The sequence below is a fragment of the Shewanella nanhaiensis genome (assembly GCF_019457885.1).
In the GTDB taxonomy this organism is placed as follows: Bacteria; Pseudomonadota; Gammaproteobacteria; order Enterobacterales; family Shewanellaceae; genus Shewanella; species Shewanella nanhaiensis.
The window spans coordinates 184,923-206,658 of sequence record NZ_JAHZST010000009.1; the positions used below are offsets into that span (position 1 = coordinate 184,923).

The window sequence follows — 21,736 nt, forward strand, 5'->3', positions numbered from 1 at the left end:
TTACAGACTCTCTCCTGAATATTATTCATCCTTAATCGCCAACTTATCTTGAGAGAAACCAAGGGCAATGACACAATGCCCCATAAAAATCGACTAATTGGATAAATACCAATCAGAATAACAAGTCGCAGTCAATAACAACATCAACGGAGAAACCATCTTGACTCTTTTCGGAATAAAAAATTGTGACACAGTCAAAAAGGCGCGAAAATGGACAGAAGCTAATGGTCTGAATATCCCTTTTCATGATTTTCGTGTCGATGGACTCACCAAGGAGCAACTCGAATCTTGGGTAGAAACCTTAGGTTGGGAACCGCTATTTAACAAACGCAGCACAAGCTTTAGAAACCTTAGCGACGAAGAGAAGTCAGACATTGACCAAGCTAAAGCCATTGAGCTGATGTTAACGCACCCAACACTGATTAAAAGACCCGTTTTAGCCACTGATGGTAAGGCCCTTGTTGGCTTTAAAGAGGCTGAGTATAAAGCGTGGTTCAACCTATGAGCCAAGATGTCTTAACCTTAGCTCAGGATCTTATCTCTCGCCCCTCTGTCACCCCCCTCGATGAAGGGTGCCAAACGCTTATGGCTGAAAGATTAGCAGCCCAAGGCTTTGAGATAGAATCTATGGTGTTTGAAGATACCACCAATATGTGGGCGCGCCGAGGCAAAGAGGGACCACTTTTTTGTTTTGCTGGACACACAGATGTCGTTCCGGTCGGAGATCTTCATCGTTGGCACACGCCCCCTTTTGACCCTGTGGTCATCGATGGCTACCTTCATGGTCGCGGCGCTGCTGACATGAAAGGTTCACTCGCCGCCATGGTGGTCGCAACTGAGCGTTTTGTAGAGAAACATCCCGATCATAAAGGCTCTATCGCTTTTCTCATCACCAGTGATGAAGAGGGTCCATTCATTAACGGTACTACCCGTGTTATCGATACCTTAGAAGCGCGCAATGAGAAGATAACTTGGTCTCTTGTCGGTGAGCCATCTTCGACCCATAAGTTGGGGGATATCGTTAAGAATGGTCGACGAGGCAGCTTAACTGGAAATCTAACCATCAATGGTATTCAAGGGCATGTTGCCTACCCTCACCTTGCGGATAATCCAATCCACAAAGCGGCGCCCGCTTTGGATGAACTGGCACGGATGAAATGGGATAATGGCAATGAGTTTTTCCCACCCACCAGTTTTCAAATTGCCAATATTAATGGCGGTACTGGTGCATCGAACGTGATCCCCGGCGCCCTTGAGGTGATGTTTAATTTTCGTTACTCCACAGAGGTAACCGCAGAGATCTTAATCCAGCGAGTGCTTAATATCTTAGATGCCCACGGATTAGATTACGATATCAGTTGGATCTTTAACGGCCTGCCATTTTTAACTGGCGACGGCCCACTACTGGATGCAACACGTGAAGCGATCAAACAGGTCACAGGCTCTGATACAGATCCACAGACCTCAGGTGGCACATCCGATGGACGCTTTATTGCCCCAACGGGTGCCCATGTGATTGAGCTAGGTCCAGTCAACGCAACCATACATAAGGTCAACGAATGCGTTAAGGTTTCAGATCTTGAACTGCTAACCCAATGCTATGAAGTGATCCTGGAAAAGCTACTTTGTTAATCTCTCCCGATGCCCTCTACGGCCTTGATAGTGAACACCTTGTGGACTATCAAGGTCATAGACTCGAGTCAAAGACGGCTCAAGCCTTGGCAAGCATGACTGAAGCTGCAAAACACCAAGACATCGATATTGCTGTCTGTTCGGGCCATAGACATTTTAATAAGCAGCTGCAGATCTGGAACGCAAAAGCCCAAGGGAAACGTACGCTACTCGATATTGACTCTCAGTCCGTCTCGATTGCGAATAAAAGCCAACAAGAGATAGTAGACTTGATACTCCTATGGTCTGCCCTACCAGGCACATCGAGACACCATTGGGGCACAGATGTTGATCTCTATGACGCTAATGCTATCACCAGCAGTGAGTTACGGCTTGTCTCCTGCGAGTATGAAGACAAAGGCCCTTGTGCGCCTCTACACCATTGGCTGGTAAAGCACAGTCATGAATTTGGCTTCTATTTTCCATTTCAAGCGGGCCTTAGCGGGGTCAGTCCAGAGCCTTGGCATTTAAGCTACTTTCCCGTAGCCAATGAGCTACTCAAAGGTTTTGATATCAATAGAATCAATGCCATTTTAAACGATGTCGATATTGAGCTAAAGGATGCCATAATCCCTAAACTCCCCCATATTATTAATGAATATGTAAAAAGAGTGGCACCAACTCCTTCGGCAACAAACCATATTTAATTTAGATAAGATTGATGACAGTAGGCAATATGAAGTTTACCTCCTATAAAAACAGATTAACGATCGACGACAAAACCTTAAGTTATATTGATATTGGTACAGGCCCTGTGCTACTTCTTGGCCACAGCTACCTTTGGGATGCCCAGATGTGGGCTCCTCAGATTGAAGCGTTAAGTCAACAATATCGCTGTATCGTTCCTGATCTTTGGGGACACGGCGATTCAGACTCTCTACCTGAGAACTGTCGCTCACTGCAACATATCGCCGACCATATGTTAAACCTGATGGATCAACTCGACATTCAAGAGTTCTCTATCCTTGGTTTATCCGTTGGGGGCATGTGGGGGGCGGAACTTGCACTAAAAGCACCTGAGCGAGTAAAGTCACTCGCAATGCTCGGGTGTTTCGTCGGCTTTGAGCCAGAGGTAGCACGGGCCAAATATTACACTATGCTCGATGCCATTAAAGAAGCACAAGCGGTCCCCGAAGTGTTAGTCGAGCAGATCGCACCACTGTTTTTCGCTCGTAACGCGCAGGTTAATACCCCTGAGCTCTTTAACGGTTTTAAAGAGTCCTTAAGACAGATAAAACCTGAGCAGATTGATACCATCTGCCGTTTAGGCAAAATCATCTTTGGCAGACGAGACACGCTAGAGGAGATCGAATCTTTAAATGCCCCCTGCCTAATCATGACAGGTGTCGAGGATACCGTTCGCCCCGTACTTGAAGGATACTTGATGCATGATGCCATCAAGGGCAGTGAGTTTATACATATCCCTCAAGCAGGCCATATCTCCACTCTGGAACAAGCAGAGTTTGTTAATCAACACCTCTGTACTTTCCTAAGTCAGCACAATTAGACTTGATCATTAGTGAATATTATTAGTTACTATATCAAGCAACGGCAAAGAAGAACCTATTAGATAGTCATTAAGACTGAATAGACCAGATTAATAAACGCTAGCTGTTAGAATGCATGTTCATAAGAACGAGATACATTCCCTAAATATTGTTGAGAACCATGAAAATACTAAAACCGCTCTTTGATAATAATCGCCGTTGGGCTGAACGTATCGTACAGGAAAAACCACATTTTTTTGAGCAGTTGGCCACCCAACAAAACCCTGAGTATCTCTGGATCGGTTGCTCCGATAGCCGTGTGCCTTCAAATCAGATCATTGATCTGATGCCCGGTGAAGTTTTTGTCCACCGTAATATTGCCAACATGGTCATCCACACAGATCTTAACTGCTTATCTGTGCTTCAATATGCCGTAGAAGTTCTTAAAGTTAAACATATCATGGTAGTGGGCCACTATGGCTGCGGTGGCGTTAAAGCGTCTATGGGCACTGAGCGTCTCGGCTTAATCGACAACTGGTTAGGTCATATAAGAGATATCCACCGCCTACACAGTGATGAGCTTGATAAACTTGAAGGGGAAGAGAAGTTCGACAGACTTTGTGAACTCAACGTGATTGAGCAAGTTGGTAATGTCAGTAGCACCAATATCGTTCAAGATGCTTGGGCTAGGGGCCAGAATGTCTCGGTACATGGCTGGATCTACGGTATCGATAATGGATTATTATCGGATCTTGATGTCACTGTCGACAATGAACAGTTTAAAGAAAAGTAACAAGGCAAGTTTCACTGGGCGCCTCAAAAGATAACACTGAGGCGCACGGCTTACACATAACAAAAATCACCTCCCCCATCGCTTTAATGTATATCTATCCTCCTATATACAGCTTTTTTTCTCTTTTTTAGCGAAATATTGCTTAATAAACATCGCAGTTTGCCTTCTAACCCAGTTATAATCCCTCAGTTATGATCTATTTCAGCGCATTTTAAGCGCAGCGAATTCTAAGGAAATTTCCATGCCCGGTTTTGAATTATTTGGTCCTGAAGAGAAGCAAGAAGTTGCAGATGTAATGGAGAACGGTTTTACTTTCCGTTATAACTTCGATCATATGCGCAATGACCGTTGGAAGACACGTGAGATGGAGCAGCTACTTTGTGAAAAGATGGGCGTAAAACATGCTCACCTGCTATCTAGCGGTACTGCGGCTCTTCAAACGGCACTTGCGGCTGCTGGCATTGGCGCTGGTGATGAAGTTATTGTCCCGCCATTTACCTTTGTTGCATCTGTTGAAGCCGTATTTATGGCTGGCGCAGTCCCTATTTTTGCCGAGATTGATGAAACTCTATGTTTGTCTCCTGAGGGTATTGAAGCTGCCATCACACCACGCACTAAAGCGGTTAACTTAGTTCATATGTGTGGTTCTATGGGCAAGTTAGATGAGATTAAAGCCATCTGTGAAAAACATGATCTGGTGCTACTTGAAGATGCTTGTCAGGCTATTGGTGGTACTTACAAAGGTCAAGCCTTAGGCACAATCGGTGATGTCGGCTGCTATTCATTTGATTCTGTGAAAACCATTACCTGTGGTGAAGGTGGCGCGGTGATCACCAACAGCGAAACCATCTACAAAAATTCACACATGTTCTCAGACCACGGTCACGACCATGTGGGCAAGGATCGTGGTGCAGAAGGCCACCCTATCATGGGCTTAAACTTCCGTATCTCTGAAATGAACTCGGCTATGGGCCTTGCTCAGCTACGTAAACTCGATACCATTATCGATATTCAACGCAGAAACAAGAACACCATCAAGTCAGCCATTGCAGATATCGCCGATATCTCTTTCCGCGAACTACCGGATGTTGAAGGCGACTCAGCGGGTTTCTTAACCTTTATGATGCCAACGGAAGAGCGCACTATAGAGATCAACAAAAAGTTAGCAGAAAATGGCGTAGATGGCTGCTTCTACTGGTACGTGAACAACTGGCACTACCTAAGTAACTGGAAGCATATTCAAGAACTTAAGTCATGCTCTGCCCTACCGATCACATTAATTGAAGATCGTCCTGATTATACTCAAGTTTCAGTGCCTAAATCTGATGCCATCATGAGCCGTACTATCTCTATGCTAATCAAGCTGTCATGGACAGAAGATGAGATCGCACAGCGTATTGAAAATATCAAGCGTGCTTTCGCTTAATATACCTGATACTTATGTCGCACCTTAAACTCTTAACGTGCGACATCACTTCTTACAGTAAAAATCTCAACGGAGAGTGTTGTAATGAGTTTTAAAAATTTTAAATGCGTTCCAAAAATGATCTTTGGTCGCGGTTCGTTTGCTCAACTTGATGCTGTATTAGCAGAAGAGCGTCAGTCTGACGACGATTTTGTGGTATTTCTTGTCGATGATGTACATCAAAGCAAACCTCTTGCTGAGCGTGTGCCTGCCAAAGCCCATGATCTACTGATTTACGTTAACGTCGATGATGAGCCAACGACTAAGCAAGTTGATGCATTAACAGAGCAAGTACAAGCATTTAATAGCAAGCAACCCGTCAGTGTTATTGGTCTAGGTGGCGGTTCAACACTGGACTTGGCTAAAGCTGTATCGCTGATGCTAACCAATCCAGGTGGCAGTGCTATGTATCAAGGTTGGGATCTGATTAAGAACCCAGCCATTCATCACATCGGTATTCCAACAGTATCAGGTACTGGTGCTGAAGCATCTCGTACAGCTGTACTTTGTGGCCCAGTGCGTAAATTAGGTCTTAACTCTGATTACACTGTTTTTGATCAGATCATCATGGATTCTGAGCTCATTGCTGGCGTACCAACTGATCAGTGGTTCTACACAGGTATGGATTGTTATATCCACTGCGTTGAGTCACTCGAAGGTACCTACTTAAATGAGTTTGCCAAGGCCTTTGCAGAGAAGTCGATGGACCTTTGCCGTGAAGTCTTCATCGATGATCACGCAGAGAAAGATGATAAGCTGATGATGGCATCTTACATGGGTGGGATGAGTATCGCTTATAGCCAAGTTGGTGCATGTCACGCCGTCTCTTACGGTTTAGGCTATGTGTTAGGTTACCACCACGGGATCGGTAACTGTTTAGCTTTCGACGTACTGGAAGAGTTCTACCCTGAAGGGGTTGCCGAATTCCGTCAAATGATGGATAAGCACAACATCAAACTGCCGAAGAATATCTGTAAAGATCTTCCAGATGAGACTATCGCTAAGATGGTTGCCGTGACTAAGAGCATGGGACCACTTTGGGATAACGTCTACGGCGAAGGTTGGGAAGAGAAAGTGACTGACGAGATGCTAACTAAGCTATTCCGTCGTATCTAGTCACACAATTTGATAAGGGCTCCTTTGAGCCCTTATCTATTAATCAATACTTTAGATTAGTAAAGCATAGGTATAAACCAATGAACGTAACTCTGTTAATCCCAGCTCGCTATGGCTCAAGCCGTTTTCCTGGCAAGCCTTTGGCGCCGATTAACGGTAAGCCAATGATACAACACGTCTATGAGCGTGCTTCTTTGGCTAAGGGCTTAACTGCAATTTATGTTGCAACCGATGATGATCGCATCAAAGAAGCTGTTGAAGCCTTTGGTGGAAAGGTGGTGATGACAGATCCACAAGCCGCTTCTGGTACCGACAGAATTGAAGATGCCATCACACAATTAGGCTTGAAAGATGACGATCTAATCGTCAACCTGCAGGGTGATCAGCCATTGATCGACCCAATCTCAATTGAACAAGTGATCACACTGTTCGAGCGTCACCCTGGTGAGTTCAGCATGGCAACCCTTGGGGTTGAGATAACAGAAAAAGCAGAACTTGACGATCCTAAACACGTTAAGATGGTGTTTGATAATAACTTTAATGCCCTCTATTTCTCACGTGCACGCATTCCATTTGGCCGTGACACTAACGATTACCCAGTGTATAAACATTTAGGTATCTATGCTTATACGCGCAGCTTTATCTCTACCTTTGCCAAACTGCCTTTAGGCCGACTAGAAGATCTAGAGAAGCTTGAGCAACTCAGAGCCCTTGAGCATGGCCATAAGATAAAAGTAGCTATCAGCGCTTTTGACTCTCCGGAGGTAGATACACCAGAAGATATCCGCATCTGTGAAGCCCGTTTAGCCGTTGATTAACCTTTAAGAACGTTGGCCTAAAGTATGGTGAGATTATTGAAAATTAAGGACTGCCTATGACAGACTTAGAAACTTGGCTCATCATTATTTTGGTTGTTGGGGTAATCGCAAGTAATCTTGCTGTCCTCAAATACAGTGCAAAATTTAAGATGACGCAGTTTGGTAAAGACCATAAAAAAAGTGCGAATAGTCATGATGATGCTCAGGGTAAACAATCGAGTGATAGCCAGCAAGACAAGCAAACAGACCCAGAGAAAAAACAGTCAAACACAGCTTCAAAAAAGGATGATGACAAGGACTCAGATGGATTCTGGTAGGCTGTAATACCAATCGGTATAAGAAAGTGATCTACTCAGAGTTTTTTTGGCAAGCTAATTCAAGGCGAATGAGTGACGGAATGGTTATTCCCTTGTGAGCTCAACGCAGAAGTAGGCAGCCAAAAATACTCCTTACAGGCGAGTTTTAGCGCATCCGGTGCGGCGTTAACGAGCTTAAACGTAGAACAACTATGTTCCTCACTCGTTGCCTTGCCTCAGAAGCGCTAAACTCTCGCTGAGCGATCACATCTTTATAGCGATTGGTATAACCAATAATTTCTCGTCATAAAATAGCCCAAAAGAATCTCTTTTGGGCTATTTATTTCAGCATCTTCCTACTGCTTAAGCTCTCTCTCCAATGCCTGTGCAACTGCATCAGGTGAACCGGAATGCTTAGCAAACATAGAGTAAGCCACTGGGATAATAAAGATGGTAAACAGGGTCGCCAACACAATACCTGATAGCACAACAACCCCTATCACAAACCGCGTCTCAGCACCTGCGCCTTGAGCGAGTACCAAAGGTACTGCGCCAGCCGCGGTTGTGATCCCTGTCATCAGAATCGGTCTTAAGCGCTGAGATGAAGCTTGAATAATTGCACGTTCAAATTCAATCCCTTTATCTCTGAGCTGGTTGGCAAACTCCACGATCAATATGCCATTTTTGGCCGCTAAGCCCACCAGCATGATGATCCCTATCTGACTGTAGATATTCAGACTTTGACCCGTCAACCAGAGGCCAACTAACGCTCCTAAGGTCGCCAAGGGCACGGTTAGCATGATAACGATAGGATGCACGTAGCTTTCAAACTGCGCAGCAAGCACCAAGAAGACGATGCCCAGTGCGAGTATAAACACAAAATACATCGAACTACCCGACTCCTGATAATCCAAAGATTGTCCTTTATAGCTGATCACCGCTTCAGCAGGAAGGTAGGTTTGTGTCAGCTCATTAAGGTAAGTCAGTGCCTCCCCTAAACTATACCCATCAGCTAAATTCGCCTCTAACGTGATAGCACGCATTCGGTTGTACCGGTTAAGCTGGCTCGCATCGGCAAACTCCTCAACATGTACTAAGTTTGTCAACGGGATAAGCGCCTGACTCCTATCGGAGCGAACATAGATATTTTCCAGATCTGATGCTGTATTTTGGTTATCTCTGTTTCCTTCAATAATCACATCATACTCTTCACCATCACGCATAAACGTGGTCACCAATCTTGAACCCAACATCGACTCTAACGTTCGGCCGATATGCGAGATTGACACCCCAAGATCCGCCGCCCTGTCTTTATCAATAATGACTCTAAGTTGCGGCTTCGTCTCTTTATAATCATGATCGAGTCCGACTAGGTTTGGGTTTTCTTTTGCCTTTTCTAAAATAATATCACGCCATTTGGCCAGCTCTTCATAGCTAGGCCCGCCAAGTACAAACTGTACCGGTTTACCCACGCCGCGACCAAATGCCTGCCTCATGACAGGAAACGCTCTCACCCCCGCAAGATCCCCTAATCTTCTGCGAATATCTCCGGTGATCTCATTAGCACTTCGTCGCACAGACCAATCTTCCAGTACAATAATTGCCATACCGTTAGAGAAGTTAGCCACACTACCAAACCCTCTTGGTGCGCGAATTAATAGCCGTTTGATCTCACCCGCTTCCACCAAAGGCATTAAGCGGGTTTCAATCTCATCCATATAGGACTCGATATACTCAAAGCTAGCCCCCTGTGGACCATTGACGATGAGGAACATAGAGCCCCTATCCTCTTTTGGTGCAAACTCTTGCGGTACCTCTTTAACTAGCAGCGCACTGCAAGCCAAAGCAACAACCACCAGTGAGCCGATAAGGTATGGATGAGCCATGGCTTTAGTGAGTATGCGCTTGTAATGCTGGGTCACAAAGTTCATTCCAGCATCGACTTGCCTCACCAACCAAGGATCCTCTCCCGCTGGTTTGAGAAGCTTTGAACACATCATTGGACTCAGAGTCAGTGCTACGATGCTCGAGAAGATCACCGCAGCACTCATGGCCACCGCAAACTCCTTAAACAGTTTTCCTAAATCTCCCTCAAGGAAAGTAATCGGCATAAATACAGCGACTAACACTAAGGTGGTTGCCACCACGGCAAAGGCAACTTCACGGGCCCCGAGGTAAGCCGCCTTTAGTGGAGAGTCTCCCTCCTCGATCCGCCTGTGAATGTTTTCCAGCACCACAATCGCATCATCCACCACCATACCAATAGCTAAAATCATGGCTAACAAGGTCAGCAAGTTAATCGTATAACCTAAGAGGTAGAGAATAATAAAGGTGGCCATCAAGGATACAGGCACTGTGATGGCTGGGATCAACATGGCACGAACACTACCGAGAAAAAGGTAGATAACGATGATCACTAAAGTCATCGCAATAAACAGGGTTTGGTACACCTCCTTCACCGAGGCTTCAATAAACACTGAGCTATCGTAAGAGCGTTTAATCTCCATACCTGCAGGCAAGGTAGGATTAATCACATCGACTAAAGCATTAGCAGCCCTTGCCACCTCTAAGGTATTGGCGGTCGATTGCTTAGTGATCCCTAAGCCTATCATGGCTTCACGGTTGCCTCTAAAGGTGATCCTCTCCTCCTCAGCGCCAACACTCACCTTAGCAACATCACCCAACTTTATTAGGTAACCATCCTCCCCCTGTGAGAGTACAAGGTTGGCAAAATCATCAGGATTTCGAAAACTACGCTCAACCCGCACGGTAAAGTGTCGCTCTTTGGACTCGACAGAGCCTGCTGGAAGCTCAACATTTTCAGATCTCAGCACCTTCTCAATATCTGCGACGGTTAAATTTCTAGCGGCCAAAGCTTGTCTATCAATCCAGACACGCATGGCATAAACCTTACCGCCACCGATACGAATGTTGGCCACACCGTCGATCACTGACAGACGATCGGTCAGGTATCGTCTGGCGTAATCGGTCAACTGCAACGTCGTCATCTGATCGGATACCAGATTTAGCCACATGATCACTTCATCGCCGCCATTGGCTTTTTGTACCTCTGGGGGCTCAGCCTCCTCAGGTAAGTTATTGAGCAAACCAGAAACCCTATCTCTCACATCGTTTGCCGCCGCTTCGATATCTCTGCCAACGTCAAACTCTAAGGTCACTGTAGAGCGGCCATCTCTGCTAGAGGAGTTAATATGGCGGATCCCCTCTACACCACTTATTCTATCCTCCACCAGCTGAGTGATCCGACTTTCTACCACAGAAGCACTCGCACCTCGGTAGTTGGTTTGAATCGACACCACAGGCGGATCAATATTGGGGTACTCTCTCAAGGGCAGTTTCTCAAATGCCACCAGACCAAAAAGTATTAACAGTATGCTGATAACCGAAGCAAATACGGGTCGCTTTACCGATAGATCAGTTAATATCATACAGTTGGCCCAGCCTTAGCATTTTCTAAAAAGCTAAATTTTTCGCTAAATTGGACTTTCACTTTATCGCCAGGTCTTACTTTCAATATCCCGCGGATCACCACCTGTTCGCCTAAGTCGATCCCATCAAGAATTTCCACCCAGCCTCGTTTACGTAGCCCAAGGTGAACCTCTCTCTTTACAACCTTGTCTTCCCCATCGACTAGATAAACATAGTGTCTGTCCTGTATAGGAATAATGGCTGACTCAGGTAAAATGAGCGCATCTCTGCTCTCTTTAATCAATTTAACCTTCATCAACATACCTGGCAGTAGTCTGTGCTTAGGATTAGGAAGCTCTGCACGTACAATCACAGCTCGTGTGGTTGGGTTAACACGGCTATCGATAGAGATAACTTTCCCGCTAAACAGTTCATCGGGAAACGCCATGGCTGTGGCTTCAACATTTTTACCGATTGCAAGTGAAGGTAAAAAACGCTCAGGAACAGAGAAATCTAGCTTAATCACTGAGATATCATCCAATGTTGTGATCACAGTTCCTGGAGAAAGTAAGCTACCAACACTTATCTGGCGCAGACCTAAGCGCCCCTCAAAAGGTGCATCTATACGTCTGTCATTTAGGGCTGAACTTGCCTGAGCCAACTCAGCTTTTGCGGTATCAATTAAGGTCTGTAATCTGTCTCGCTCTAACTCAGCGATGGTTTGGTTGGTCACAAGAGAACGTATCCTATCTAGCTCGCGCATATGTTCATTCACACGCACTTTCGCAGCAGTGACACGTGCAAGCTGCTCTCTATCCTGAAGCTGGACTAACTGTTGCCCCTTTTTAACCACATCACCATCATCAAAAAAGATCTCAGTCGCCACCTCAGTCACCTTAGGCGTCACTGTCACTGATTCATTTGCTCTACTGGTACCCAGCGCTTCAACCTCATCCCTTATCGGTTCAATTGCGGCCTTGGCAACCACCACATTGGCGATGGGTCTTGGCTTTTTCACTAAGGTTTCATTGGCTGGATATAGCTTTTGATAAGCCAGAAAGGCAAGGGAGATTAGGATTAACGTTATTATTATTTTTTTCATTAATTTTCCGTCGATTACATCGTTTATAGATCAATGGCGTATATTTTATGTCATACAGTTTACCTAGCAAAAACATTGCTTCAAGGGCTTTTACGCTTACTTACAAATTACACATAAAATTAACATTTAAGGGTAAATCTCAGGCACAAAAAAAGGAGGCACTAAGCCTCCTTTAATTATCGAACTCATGACAGATTATCGAACCTTACGGTCCTCTTTCATCAACTCTGCTAAACCTTCATACACGGCTTCAACAACCGCATTATCTAAAGGTTGATCATCTGCACTGTGCAGATAAAGTTCAGTATTCTCACCACTCTCTTTGAGAATTAAGCGATAAGATCCCTCATCAATAGGCAGCTCTTTCTCATTCCACAGAGAGCTCCAGAAACCAGAGTCATCATTGACATTGACGTAGTAAAGGCCTTTACCACGATCCATATCAATAATTTCGAAGCCTAGTTCAGGTAAAACAATACGAAGACGTTCCCACGTTCGTTTAAACGGCGCATCAGCTAGCCAGTATGATTGAGCAAACTCTTCAACTTCAACATCTGGCTCAGAGCCTTTAACTATAGCGACATCAATACCTAAACTCTCTTTAATGCGCTTAGCTTTAATAGATTGAGCACGTTTAACACTCATATAAGCAACCGCATTATTGAGCATATCTATCGTGTAGCGACGCTTATCTTCGCCACTTAGCACAATATCTTGCTGCTCACCATCAAAGCTCTCTTCATGATCAATTAGATCGATGGAGATATTACCACTGCGGCCATGGGGACGAACATCGACATGAAATTGATAACGTTGACGGAGCAAGTAAACTTCATCACTCCCCCACAGGTTAGAATCGATCACCTCTTTGCTTTCTAGCCAATCGGTTTCTATCAGGCCATTATCGTAATCTTCACTTAGCACAGCAATAGAGCGGCTCGCTAAATAAGACTGTAAAACGTCATACAGCTCTTTTTTAAGATCAATATCATTATCAATAGACTCGACAACAATCTTAATATTGTCACTGCCCTCTTCAACATGTGTTCCTTCAGCCATAGGTAAAACTTGCAATGGAGGACGAATATCCAACATCTTACCGACTAATTTCACATCACTTTTGTTGCCAATAGAGGGGATCTCATACTCTTTACTGTACACGGGGGTGTTTAATCCATCAGGAATAATGAGTGCAGGTTCAACAACAGCATTAATGTATTCGTCGCCATCATTGGCTTGTCTTCGATCCACTGGTGAGCTACAAGCCGTAACTGCAGCGATCAAGACTAAAGGAGTCACTTGCTTTAACATCTATTAATTAACCTCTATTCGGGCATTTTTCATTGCATCTAATAACAGACCATGGAACTCATCAGAAAGTTCCGTTAAAGGTAGACGAATATCCCCGTGAGTTATCAAGCCCATACGGTGAGCGGCCCATTTAACAGGGATCGGATTCGCTTCACAAAATAGTGCAGAAAATAGTCCCTTAATGGTGTCTTCTGCAGCCAGTGCGGCTTCTAAGTTACCAGAAGATGCTGCATCACACATCGCCTTAAACTGCTTAGGTACGATATTATTGGCAACTGAGATAACACCATCACCACCCAGTGTTAAAAACTCTCTGGCCGTGGCATCATCACCACTATAAAGCAGAAAATCATTACCACATAGCTCACGCAAACGTTTCACGCGGCTTAAGTCACCCGTCGCCTCTTTGACACCTATAATATTTGGTACATCAACGAGTTCAGCAATGGTTTCCGGTAACATATCCACTGCGGTACGTCCGGGAACATTATAAAGAATTTGCGGGACATCAGTACTCGCAGCCACTGCTTTATAGTGGGCGATGATCCCTTTAGGGCTCGGTTTGTTGTAATAGGGGGTAACGCCTAACATGGCTGCGACACCAAGTTTAGATTGCGCTTTGGTTAACTCTATCGCTTCAGCGGTAGCGTTTCCGCCATTACCACCAATCACAGGTAATCGACCCGCAGCGAACTTAACCGTTTGTGACACAACTTCGATATGCTCTGGAATTGGCAGAGTTGCAGACTCACCTGTGGTGCCTACAGCTACGATGGCATCTGTACCTTCAGTAACGTGGTATTCAACTAACTGTTCAAGACTTTTATAATCTACTGAGCCATCACTATTCATTGGTGTGATTAAGGCTACGATGCTTCCGTTTATCATGTGACTTTCCCCAGAATTCAGGACTCGCTATGGTACTGATGCTAAGCAGTAAAAACAAGCATTTCAGTGTTTCGGCTTCTTCTTGATGAATACTATTCATTTATCACGCTTACAGATATAAGATTTGTAGCAAGCAAATATCGGCAAGTCGTCATTATTTAGGCGATTTATATCGTCAGTAACAAGCTAAACAGCCTCAACATTGAAACTAACATTTTGCAATAACATAGGTACAAGACAAAGATCGCATATTAAGTAACTTGTGGTAGCATTACGCCACTGAAAAAACGTACAGGGTGTTTTTACGTTTTGATTTATTGTTTAGATTAAAAAGGAGAGTTCATGTCCAACCATCTTGTTGTTACTGCTATGGGAGCTGACCGCCCAGGAATTGTCAGTAAATTTGCAAGACTTGCAAGTGAATGTGACTGCGATATTGTCGACAGTCGAATGGCTTTATTTGGCAATGAGTTCACTTTAATCATGATGCTTTCAGGCTCTTGGGCCTCCATCACTAAGATGGAGTCTACCCTGCCCGGTTTGAGTGTTGAACTTGAGCTAATGACAGTAATGAAACGCACCTCTAAGCACACGGCTCAACATTATGTCTCTCGTCTTGAGGTGACCTTTAACGGTAAAGATCAACGCGGCACGATGAGAAAGATAACTCAGTTTCTTGCCGAACGCTCACTGGATCTTGCCGCAGTAAGATCTCATGCCGAAGAGGATGAAAATGGCAATCCAACTCAAGCGGTGTTTTTAACCATCAATGTGCCTGAAAAGGTTGAGTTAGAAAAATTGGAGATCAGCATAAATGAACTCGCTCAAGAGATGTCATTAGATTGCACCATCGAGCGTATGCGTGAGTTAACAACAGCATAAAAATAATTAGATAGGATCTGAAAATGAAAACATTAACCTCAGGTGAACTCGCCCCTATGTTCACACTGAAAAACCAGCAAGATGAATCAATCTCGTTGGAAGCTTGCCTAGCTCAAGGACCTGTACTGGTCTATTTTTACCCTAAAGCTTCTACACCAGGGTGTACAGTTCAAGCCTGTGGCTTAAGAGACAGCCGTGAAGATCTCTCAGAGCTTAAGGTTACTGTATTAGGCATTAGCCCAGATCCCGTGGCCAAACTCGCCCGCTTCTCAGATAAGCAATCACTCAACTTCTCCCTACTCAGCGATGAAGATCACGCCATCGCCGATGCATTTGGCGTTTGGGGAGAGAAGAAATTTATGGGTAAAATTTACGATGGGATCCACAGATTAAGCTTCCTCATCGGCCAAGATGGTAAAGTCGCCCATGTATTTAATAAATTTAAGACTAAAGATCATCATGAGGTTGTATTAAACCACCTCAAAGAGAACTCATAAAAGAAACCTCAGTTTATAACCAAAAAATATGCCCGCAATCGCGGGCATATTTATCTCCAAAACTCTATCTCTAAAACAGGTAAGGCCAAATTAACACTCCAGCGATAGTCCACATGGTCGCGCAGATAAACCTGTCCAGATAACACCAAGCTTTAGGCTTTTGAAACAGTGGGCTTAAATACCTCGCTCCAAAACTTAAGCTAAAGAACCATACGAAAGATGCCAGTACTGCCCCAGCACCAAACATAGGACGATCGCTGCCCTCAAACTGTGCGCTGATACTGCCCAGAAGTACCACAGTATCCAGATAGAGGTGCGGGTTGAGTAGACTGATCCCTAAGGTGGTTAATACCGCCGCCTTCAATGTGTCAGTCCCCTTGCTTGTTTCATCACCTAAGCTGTGGGGGATAAAGGATGATTGCAGCGCTTTAGCTCCATACACCAACAAAAATATGGCTCCACCGATACTGGCTATATCTTTAATAAGTGGGAAAGCCAAAATCAAATGACCTAACCCAGCAACACCTGCCGTGATCATCAAGGCGTCGATTAAAGAGCATAAACCAGCAATTGGCAGTGAATGAGAGCGTTTTAACCCCTGCTTCAACACAAACGCATTTTGTGCGCCAACAGCCATGATTAAGCTTCCCCCTATTCCCACACCTTGAATAAATGCTTGCATCTTCTTTAACCTTTACATCGACAATAATATGAATTGACACTAAGTTTACCCTCCGCAAAAAAATAAATATAACTAATGTTTTTTATGCTGTATAAGTAATACTTATAGTTGGACAATCTATTTATTAGGAATGGTTTTATGCTCGATTACGCGCATCTGCACGCGCTTGCCGTGGTGATCTCCGAGGGGGGATTTGAGCGAGCATCTAAGATACTGTGTATATCACAACCTGCTGTATCACAAAGAATTAAACAATTAGAGGAGCGTGTCGGTCAGGCCTTAGTGATCCGCAGTACTCCCGTAGAAGCTACACCGACAGGAAAACGCTTATTACGACATTACTCTCAAGTCCAACTGCTTGAGAGTGAACTGAGTGTGGAGATGGATGCCGATGATCCTAAGCTCCCCACCATAGTCAAAATTGCCGTTAACGCAGACAGTTTAGCGACCTGGTTTCTTCCCGCCTTATCAGAGATTTTTAAACGTCACCAATGGCTCTTAGAGCTGATTGTCGATGATGAGTCCTATACTCACAACCTATTGAAAAATGGCGAAGCCGTTGGCTGCGTCACCACAACCAAAGAGCCCCTTGCGGGATGCAGCAGCGAATATCTGGGAGAGATGGAGTACATATGCGTCGCAACTCCAGAATTTATCCAGCAATATTTTCCGATTAATGTCACTCCAACCTCCCTAGAAAGGGCACCAGCCGTGGTCTTCTCGACCAAAGACAAGCTCCATGAGAAATACCTTAAAAAATATTTTAAGATGAAAACAGGGAGTTGGCGGGAACATAAGATCCCCTCATCAGAGAGCTTTCTTGAGGCTATCATTCAGGGGATGGGCTATGGCTTAGTGGGTCATCTACAAGCTGAGCCATTAATAGAGAAAGGCATATTAATCGAGATCACCCCCGACAAACGTAAACGTGTGCCGCTCTACTGGCAACATTGGAATATTAAAGCCAAACAAACGACCATCGTCTATCGTTCATTGGCCGTAACCGCCAAACAATCACTGTGTCATAGTTAATGATAAACAGATAGCAAAATGGGGCTTTCGCCCCATTCTATATCAATTGGTATTAGTGATTAAAAACAGTTAATGACTAACTTTTCTCTGCTGACTGCTCATCAACTGACGCCTCATCACTCAATGAGTTTGGTGTCGGCCATGCATTGATCACCGCTTTCACTAGCGATGCTAAAGGGATGGCGAAGAAAACCCCCCACACTCCCCATAATCCACCAAAAATAAGCACTGCAGCAATAATAAATACAGGATGGAGATCTACTGCATCAGAGAACAGTAGCGGCACTAAAAGATTACCATCGAGCGCTTGGATAATACCGTAACCTAACATTAGATAACCAAATTCAGGACTGATCCCCCACTGAAAAAAAGCAACTAAAGCGATGGGCAAGGTCACCAATGTCGCTCCCACATAAGGGATCAAAACTGAGAAACCAGTTAGCACGCCTAATAATGCTGCATAACGCATATCCATGATTGCAAAAAAGAGATAGCTTACAACCCCAATGATCACAATCTCAATTACCTTGCCTCGTATGTAGTTAAAGATCTGCTGATCCATCTCGAACCATACTTTACGTGCAAGCTCACGGTTAGTGGGGATAAAACGCTTACTCCCCTTGATCAGTTGATCTTTATCTTTCAAAAAGAAGAAAACCAGTAATGGTACAAGGATCGCATACACCATTAAGACTAACAGTGAGGCGGAATAGCCTAATATCTGTTTACCGATATCGAGTAGATGTTGGGTATCCAACATCTTCTTTAACTCAGCAACCATGCTGTCTAACTGTTCTGGACTGACAAATTGTGGGTACTGATTAACATAAGTTTGAGCCGTCAACAGGCCCTTATCTAACATGGTGGGTAGATCGGTAATTAGCGCAACCCCTTGCTTCCAAATACTTGGTACCAAACCAAGAGTTATCAATAGCATCACTCCTATAAACACCACTAAAACCAGTGAGGCAGCAGTGGTTCGATTGATGCCAATCTTAAGCATCTGCGCAACAGGCCACTCCAATAAAAATGCCAATATAAGCGCAACAATTAACGGGGCTAATAAACCACCAGCGAAGTAGATAGCCAGTGCTATTCCCAATAAAATAAAAACCAGTGTGACAGCTTGCGGATCGCTAAATCTTTCTTTGTACCAATTTGTCAATAAAGCTAACATTCGTTATTCCTGAAGTTATTTTTTCTCTTTTAATGTCTGATGAAATCGAATTAATACTAACCTAAGCGTCGAATTTTAAGTGTTAAAATATCTTCATCATTTGTAAGCTCTGAAAAGTCATAGCCGACTTTTTTTAAGAATCGGGGAACATCTTGTCTGGAACCAGTGTCTGATAGTGAGATACAGAGCTCTTCACCCTCTTGTAACGCTTTTAACGCAAGTTTGACCTTCACGAGTGCCAAAGGGCAACGAAACGGCGTTAAATCAATAAAATCCATAATAGTCTTGCTATAAACAAACGTTGACTATTATCCTAAGTGACAAGAAGGTCACACGCAATGTTGTCACCATTTTGATGTCTAAAAAAATGGTATGAAGTGAAAGTATCTTTTTGTAATTTGGCTTTTAGCATCTCGAACTAGGGTATACAATCAATAACCTACAGCGAAAGCCTAGCCGTCGAACCAAAAGCGAATAAGATTGTCTATTGATGGTGACGTACTTTATTAAGGATCAATTTGAGTAAATTTACATCGACAAAATCGCTTTTAGCTGGTGCATTGTCACTCATATTCTGTGCTACAGCCCCACTCAGCTTTGCCAATAACGATCTACCAGATCTGGGCACCGCAGCAGTTAATACCTTCAGCTTAGAGAAGGAGACTGTCTTTGGTGATGCCTATATGCGGGTGATCCGCTCATCGGCTCCCATGTTAAATGATCCTGTGCTGAGCCAATATCTTACGGAGTTGGGCAATAAACTGGTGGCCCATGCTACTGGCGTCAAAACCCCTTTTTACTTTTTCCTGCTAAGAAATGATGAGATCAATGCTTTTGCATTTTTCGGTGGCCACGTTGGTGTCCATACTGGTTTATTTCTCAATGCCGACAATGAAAGCCAGATTGCATCGGTACTCGGCCACGAAATAACTCACGTCACTCAGCGCCATTTAGCTCGCTCTTTAGAAGCACAAAACAAGAGTTCAACCGCCACCATGGTCGGCATGTTAGGGGCAATACTCTTAACCATCGCCGCGCCTCAAGCGGGAATGGCAGCCTTAGCAACGACACAAGCGCTGTCGACTCAAGCAAAAATTAATTATACCCGTCTTCATGAAAAAGAAGCCGACCGCATCGGCATGCAAATTTTGGTTGACGCTGGATTCGACCCAAATGGCGCATCAGATTTTTTTGCAAAGTTAGCCACCCGTTACCGCTTTACCTCAAAGCCGCCGCAGATGTTGCTGACTCACCCTTTACCCGAGTCACGAATCACAGATGCAAGAAACAGAGCCGCACAATATCCTCACCGATATGTCCCCGATAATATCGACTTCCAGCTTGCTAAAGCCAGAATACAAGTTCGCTTTTCTAGCTACAGTGATGAAGCGGCGCTGTCACTCTTTGAAACTCAGTTAGCGAAGAAGACATATGCATTTAAAAACGCCGCACTGTACGGTAAAGCACTTGCTCTGTTTAAGACTGAACGCTTTAAAGAGTCAGAAACCATTATCGATAATTTGCTAAAAGAGGACAAAAACAACCTCTTCTATCTAGATACTAAGACAGATCTGTTACTGCAAAGGGAGGCAAACTCCGAAGCAATCGCTCTGCTTGAGACACAAAAACGCCTTAAGCCGACATCTCAAGTGATCAATATCAACTTGGCCAATGCCTATATTGAGTCCAATCAAGCAGAAAAAGCGATCCCATTATTAGAAGATCAGATATTTCTAGATAAACAGAATCAGCTCCCCTTCTTCCTACTCAGCGATGCATATAAAAAGACAGGCAACCAAGCGATGGAGCATTTTGTGAAAGCAGAATCTATGGCTCTGGGCGCTGATTACAAAGGTGCGGTTGACCAACTCAACTTTGCTTACCGCCTTACTGAAGACAACCCGCTGCAACTTGCCCGTATCGAGGCAAGAATAAGACAGTTCAAGCAATCTGAAAAAGCATTAGATGAGCTAAAGTAGCAGCGCATCCCCTACTTCATTACAGCGATAGAGTTAAGGTGTAGTAGGGGATGAAAACTATTCATCTAAGCAATAGAAATGAATAGCTTACAGTTTATAATTCTATATTTTTGCTAATTAATTACACTCTATCCTTGTGACTTCGCTCACCTTTTCACGTATGATATCGTCAAATTTCAAAGACAAGACTTAATTACGATGACTCAAGTTACTATCATTCACAATCCTCGCTGCTCAAAAAGCCGTCAAACCCTTGCGCTACTTGAGGAGAACAAGTGTGACATTCAAGTTGTTGAATACCTGAAAAGCCCATTAGTTAAGAGTGAAATAGAGGGGCTACTCGAGAAGTTGAACCTAACAGCTAGAGAGATCATGCGCACCAAAGAGACTGAGTATAAAGAGCAAGGTTTAGGTGAGTTAAACCTCACAGAAGAGCAGCTTATTCGTGCAATCGTCAAAACACCTAAGTTACTTGAGCGCCCTATTGTACTGGCTAACAACAAAGCAGCCATTGGTCGTCCTCCTGAAAATGTACTCTCTATCTTATAAGTAAAGGTCTTTCATGAGCACTGATATGCTATTTAAGCTATGCCGGGCTGGTTACTTGCTGCTCGTGCTTCTTTTAGCTGGCTGGTTTGTCAATAAAGGTGTGACTGGGGAATATTCACTCCCATTTGCTCTTCTTTGGGTCATCCCTATCCTGCTTCCTCTTAAAGGCGTTATTCAAGGAAAGCCCTATACCTATGCATGGGGTAGTTTTATCATCTGCCTCTATATGCTTCATGGGCTAACTTTGCTCTATGTCACTGAAGAGTATTTTGTTTTCGCTTTAGTTGAAGTACTTCTTTTAGGCGCTTTACTGATTGGGTTTCCATTTTACGCTAGACTCCGTGGCCGCGAATTAGGCTTAGGATTAAAGAAGAATAAAAAGTAATGCGCTATACCGTGAGTTTAAAGCGATAAACTTAAAGCGCCCTTGGGCGCTTTTTATTTTCAGCCCTAAACCACCTACTTCAGTAGGTGGTTATCATCAATTAGGCTTTGCCTGAATATCTACTCATGTTAATTGAACTCTAACTTTTAGCGAAGTCATAGAGGATAAAAAACATGA

General features: G+C 44.1%; 23 protein-coding genes. 16 read left to right on the plus strand and 7 right to left on the minus strand.

Annotated elements, in window-relative coordinates:
• Positions 1-160: 160 nt before the first annotated feature.
• From K0625_RS13905 to K0625_RS13950, 10 genes are all read left to right on the plus strand, one after another.
• Positions 161-505, plus strand: coding sequence for an ArsC family reductase (locus tag K0625_RS13905; protein WP_220110243.1), 345 nt, complete (start codon positions 161-163; stop codon positions 503-505).
• Entirely contained in the window at positions 502-1,632 is a 1,131-nt protein-coding gene (gene dapE, locus K0625_RS13910) for a succinyl-diaminopimelate desuccinylase (RefSeq protein ID WP_220110244.1), read from the plus strand. The genes K0625_RS13905 and dapE overlap by 4 nt, the downstream gene beginning before the upstream one ends.
• The gene (locus tag K0625_RS13915) at positions 1,626-2,318 is read left to right on the plus strand and encodes a M15 family metallopeptidase (protein WP_220110245.1); all 693 of its coding nucleotides are present in this window, start codon (positions 1,626-1,628) and stop codon (positions 2,316-2,318) included. Before dapE ends, K0625_RS13915 begins: the two co-directional genes overlap by 7 nt.
• 29 nt (positions 2,319-2,347) lie before the next feature.
• The gene (locus K0625_RS13920) at positions 2,348-3,178 is read left to right on the plus strand and encodes an alpha/beta fold hydrolase (protein ID WP_220110269.1); all 831 of its coding nucleotides are present in this window, start codon (positions 2,348-2,350) and stop codon (positions 3,176-3,178) included.
• 161 nt (positions 3,179-3,339) lie between these two features.
• Positions 3,340-3,951: a carbonate dehydratase gene (gene can, locus K0625_RS13925; RefSeq protein ID WP_012324811.1), complete on the plus strand. Its 612-nt coding sequence runs from the start codon at positions 3,340-3,342 to the stop codon at positions 3,949-3,951.
• Positions 3,952-4,192: 241 nt separating this feature from the next.
• Positions 4,193-5,377, plus strand: coding sequence for an 8-amino-3,8-dideoxy-alpha-D-manno-octulosonate transaminase KdnA (gene kdnA, locus K0625_RS13930; protein WP_220110246.1), 1,185 nt, complete (start codon positions 4,193-4,195; stop codon positions 5,375-5,377).
• 84 nt (positions 5,378-5,461) lie between these two features.
• Positions 5,462-6,532 (plus strand): 3-deoxy-alpha-D-manno-octulosonate 8-oxidase KdnB, encoded by a 1,071-nt coding sequence (gene kdnB / locus K0625_RS13935; protein ID WP_012324809.1) that lies wholly within the window; start codon positions 5,462-5,464, stop codon positions 6,530-6,532.
• Between the two features lie 80 nt (positions 6,533-6,612).
• Entirely contained in the window at positions 6,613-7,350 is a 738-nt protein-coding gene (kdsB, locus tag K0625_RS13940; RefSeq protein ID WP_012324808.1) for an 8-amino-3,8-dideoxy-manno-octulosonate cytidylyltransferase KdsB, read from the plus strand.
• A 56-nt stretch (positions 7,351-7,406) separates the two neighbouring features.
• Positions 7,407-7,667 carry a DUF2897 family protein gene (locus K0625_RS13945; protein ID WP_220110247.1) on the plus strand — a complete coding sequence of 87 codons (261 nt, stop codon included), beginning with the start codon at positions 7,407-7,409 and terminating at the stop codon, positions 7,665-7,667.
• Positions 7,668-7,739: 72 nt separating this feature from the next.
• Entirely contained in the window at positions 7,740-7,895 is a 156-nt protein-coding gene (locus K0625_RS13950; RefSeq protein ID WP_220110248.1) for a hypothetical protein, read from the plus strand.
• A 107-nt stretch (positions 7,896-8,002) separates the two neighbouring features.
• Here K0625_RS13950 and K0625_RS13955 read toward each other — a convergent pair whose 3' ends face one another.
• The 4 genes from K0625_RS13955 to dapA form a co-directional block, all read right to left on the minus strand.
• Positions 8,003-11,095: an efflux RND transporter permease subunit gene (locus K0625_RS13955; RefSeq protein ID WP_220110249.1), complete on the minus strand. Its 3,093-nt coding sequence runs from the start codon at positions 11,093-11,095 to the stop codon at positions 8,003-8,005.
• Positions 11,092-12,177 (minus strand): efflux RND transporter periplasmic adaptor subunit, encoded by a 1,086-nt coding sequence (locus K0625_RS13960; protein ID WP_220110250.1) that lies wholly within the window; start codon positions 12,175-12,177, stop codon positions 11,092-11,094. The genes K0625_RS13955 and K0625_RS13960 overlap by 4 nt, the downstream gene beginning before the upstream one ends.
• Before the next feature lie 195 nt (positions 12,178-12,372).
• Positions 12,373-13,488, minus strand: coding sequence for an NlpB/DapX family lipoprotein (gene bamC, locus K0625_RS13965; protein ID WP_220110251.1), 1,116 nt, complete (start codon positions 13,486-13,488; stop codon positions 12,373-12,375).
• Positions 13,489-13,491: 3 nt separating this feature from the next.
• Positions 13,492-14,376, minus strand: coding sequence for a 4-hydroxy-tetrahydrodipicolinate synthase (gene dapA, locus K0625_RS13970; RefSeq protein ID WP_220110252.1), 885 nt, complete (start codon positions 14,374-14,376; stop codon positions 13,492-13,494).
• 342 nt (positions 14,377-14,718) lie between these two features.
• On the opposite strand from dapA, the gene K0625_RS13975 reads away from it, so the two are divergent.
• Entirely contained in the window at positions 14,719-15,258 is a 540-nt protein-coding gene (locus K0625_RS13975; RefSeq protein WP_012324802.1) for a glycine cleavage system transcriptional repressor, read from the plus strand.
• 23 nt (positions 15,259-15,281) lie between these two features.
• Positions 15,282-15,755 carry a thioredoxin-dependent thiol peroxidase gene (bcp, locus tag K0625_RS13980; protein ID WP_220110253.1) on the plus strand — a complete coding sequence of 158 codons (474 nt, stop codon included), beginning with the start codon at positions 15,282-15,284 and terminating at the stop codon, positions 15,753-15,755.
• Positions 15,756-15,825: 70 nt separating this feature from the next.
• Here the strand turns inward: bcp and K0625_RS13985 are convergent, their stop codons facing one another.
• Entirely contained in the window at positions 15,826-16,437 is a 612-nt protein-coding gene (locus tag K0625_RS13985; RefSeq protein ID WP_012324800.1) for a LysE/ArgO family amino acid transporter, read from the minus strand.
• Between the two features lie 138 nt (positions 16,438-16,575).
• Here K0625_RS13985 and K0625_RS13990 point away from each other — a divergent pair, with 138 nt between their 5' ends.
• Positions 16,576-17,469 (plus strand): LysR family transcriptional regulator ArgP, encoded by an 894-nt coding sequence (locus K0625_RS13990; protein ID WP_220110254.1) that lies wholly within the window; start codon positions 16,576-16,578, stop codon positions 17,467-17,469.
• 76 nt (positions 17,470-17,545) lie between these two features.
• Here K0625_RS13990 and K0625_RS13995 read toward each other — a convergent pair whose 3' ends face one another.
• Complete coding sequence (locus K0625_RS13995) at positions 17,546-18,646, minus strand: AI-2E family transporter (RefSeq protein ID WP_220110255.1); 1,101 nt, start codon at positions 18,644-18,646, stop codon at positions 17,546-17,548.
• A 56-nt stretch (positions 18,647-18,702) separates the two neighbouring features.
• Positions 18,703-18,924 (minus strand): sulfurtransferase TusA family protein, encoded by a 222-nt coding sequence (locus tag K0625_RS14000; protein ID WP_012324797.1) that lies wholly within the window; start codon positions 18,922-18,924, stop codon positions 18,703-18,705.
• A 240-nt stretch (positions 18,925-19,164) separates the two neighbouring features.
• Between K0625_RS14000 and bepA the strand changes: the two genes are divergently transcribed.
• From bepA to K0625_RS14015, 3 genes are all read left to right on the plus strand, one after another.
• Entirely contained in the window at positions 19,165-20,625 is a 1,461-nt protein-coding gene (gene bepA, locus K0625_RS14005) for a beta-barrel assembly-enhancing protease (protein WP_220110256.1), read from the plus strand.
• Positions 20,626-20,823: 198 nt separating this feature from the next.
• Positions 20,824-21,174, plus strand: a complete 351-nt coding sequence (gene arsC / locus K0625_RS14010; protein WP_012324795.1) for an arsenate reductase (glutaredoxin) — start codon at positions 20,824-20,826, stop codon at positions 21,172-21,174.
• Positions 21,175-21,187: 13 nt separating this feature from the next.
• On the plus strand, positions 21,188-21,559 hold the full coding sequence (locus tag K0625_RS14015; protein ID WP_220110257.1) for a DUF2069 domain-containing protein: 372 nt from the start codon (positions 21,188-21,190) through the stop codon (positions 21,557-21,559).
• Positions 21,560-21,736 lie beyond the last annotated feature (177 nt).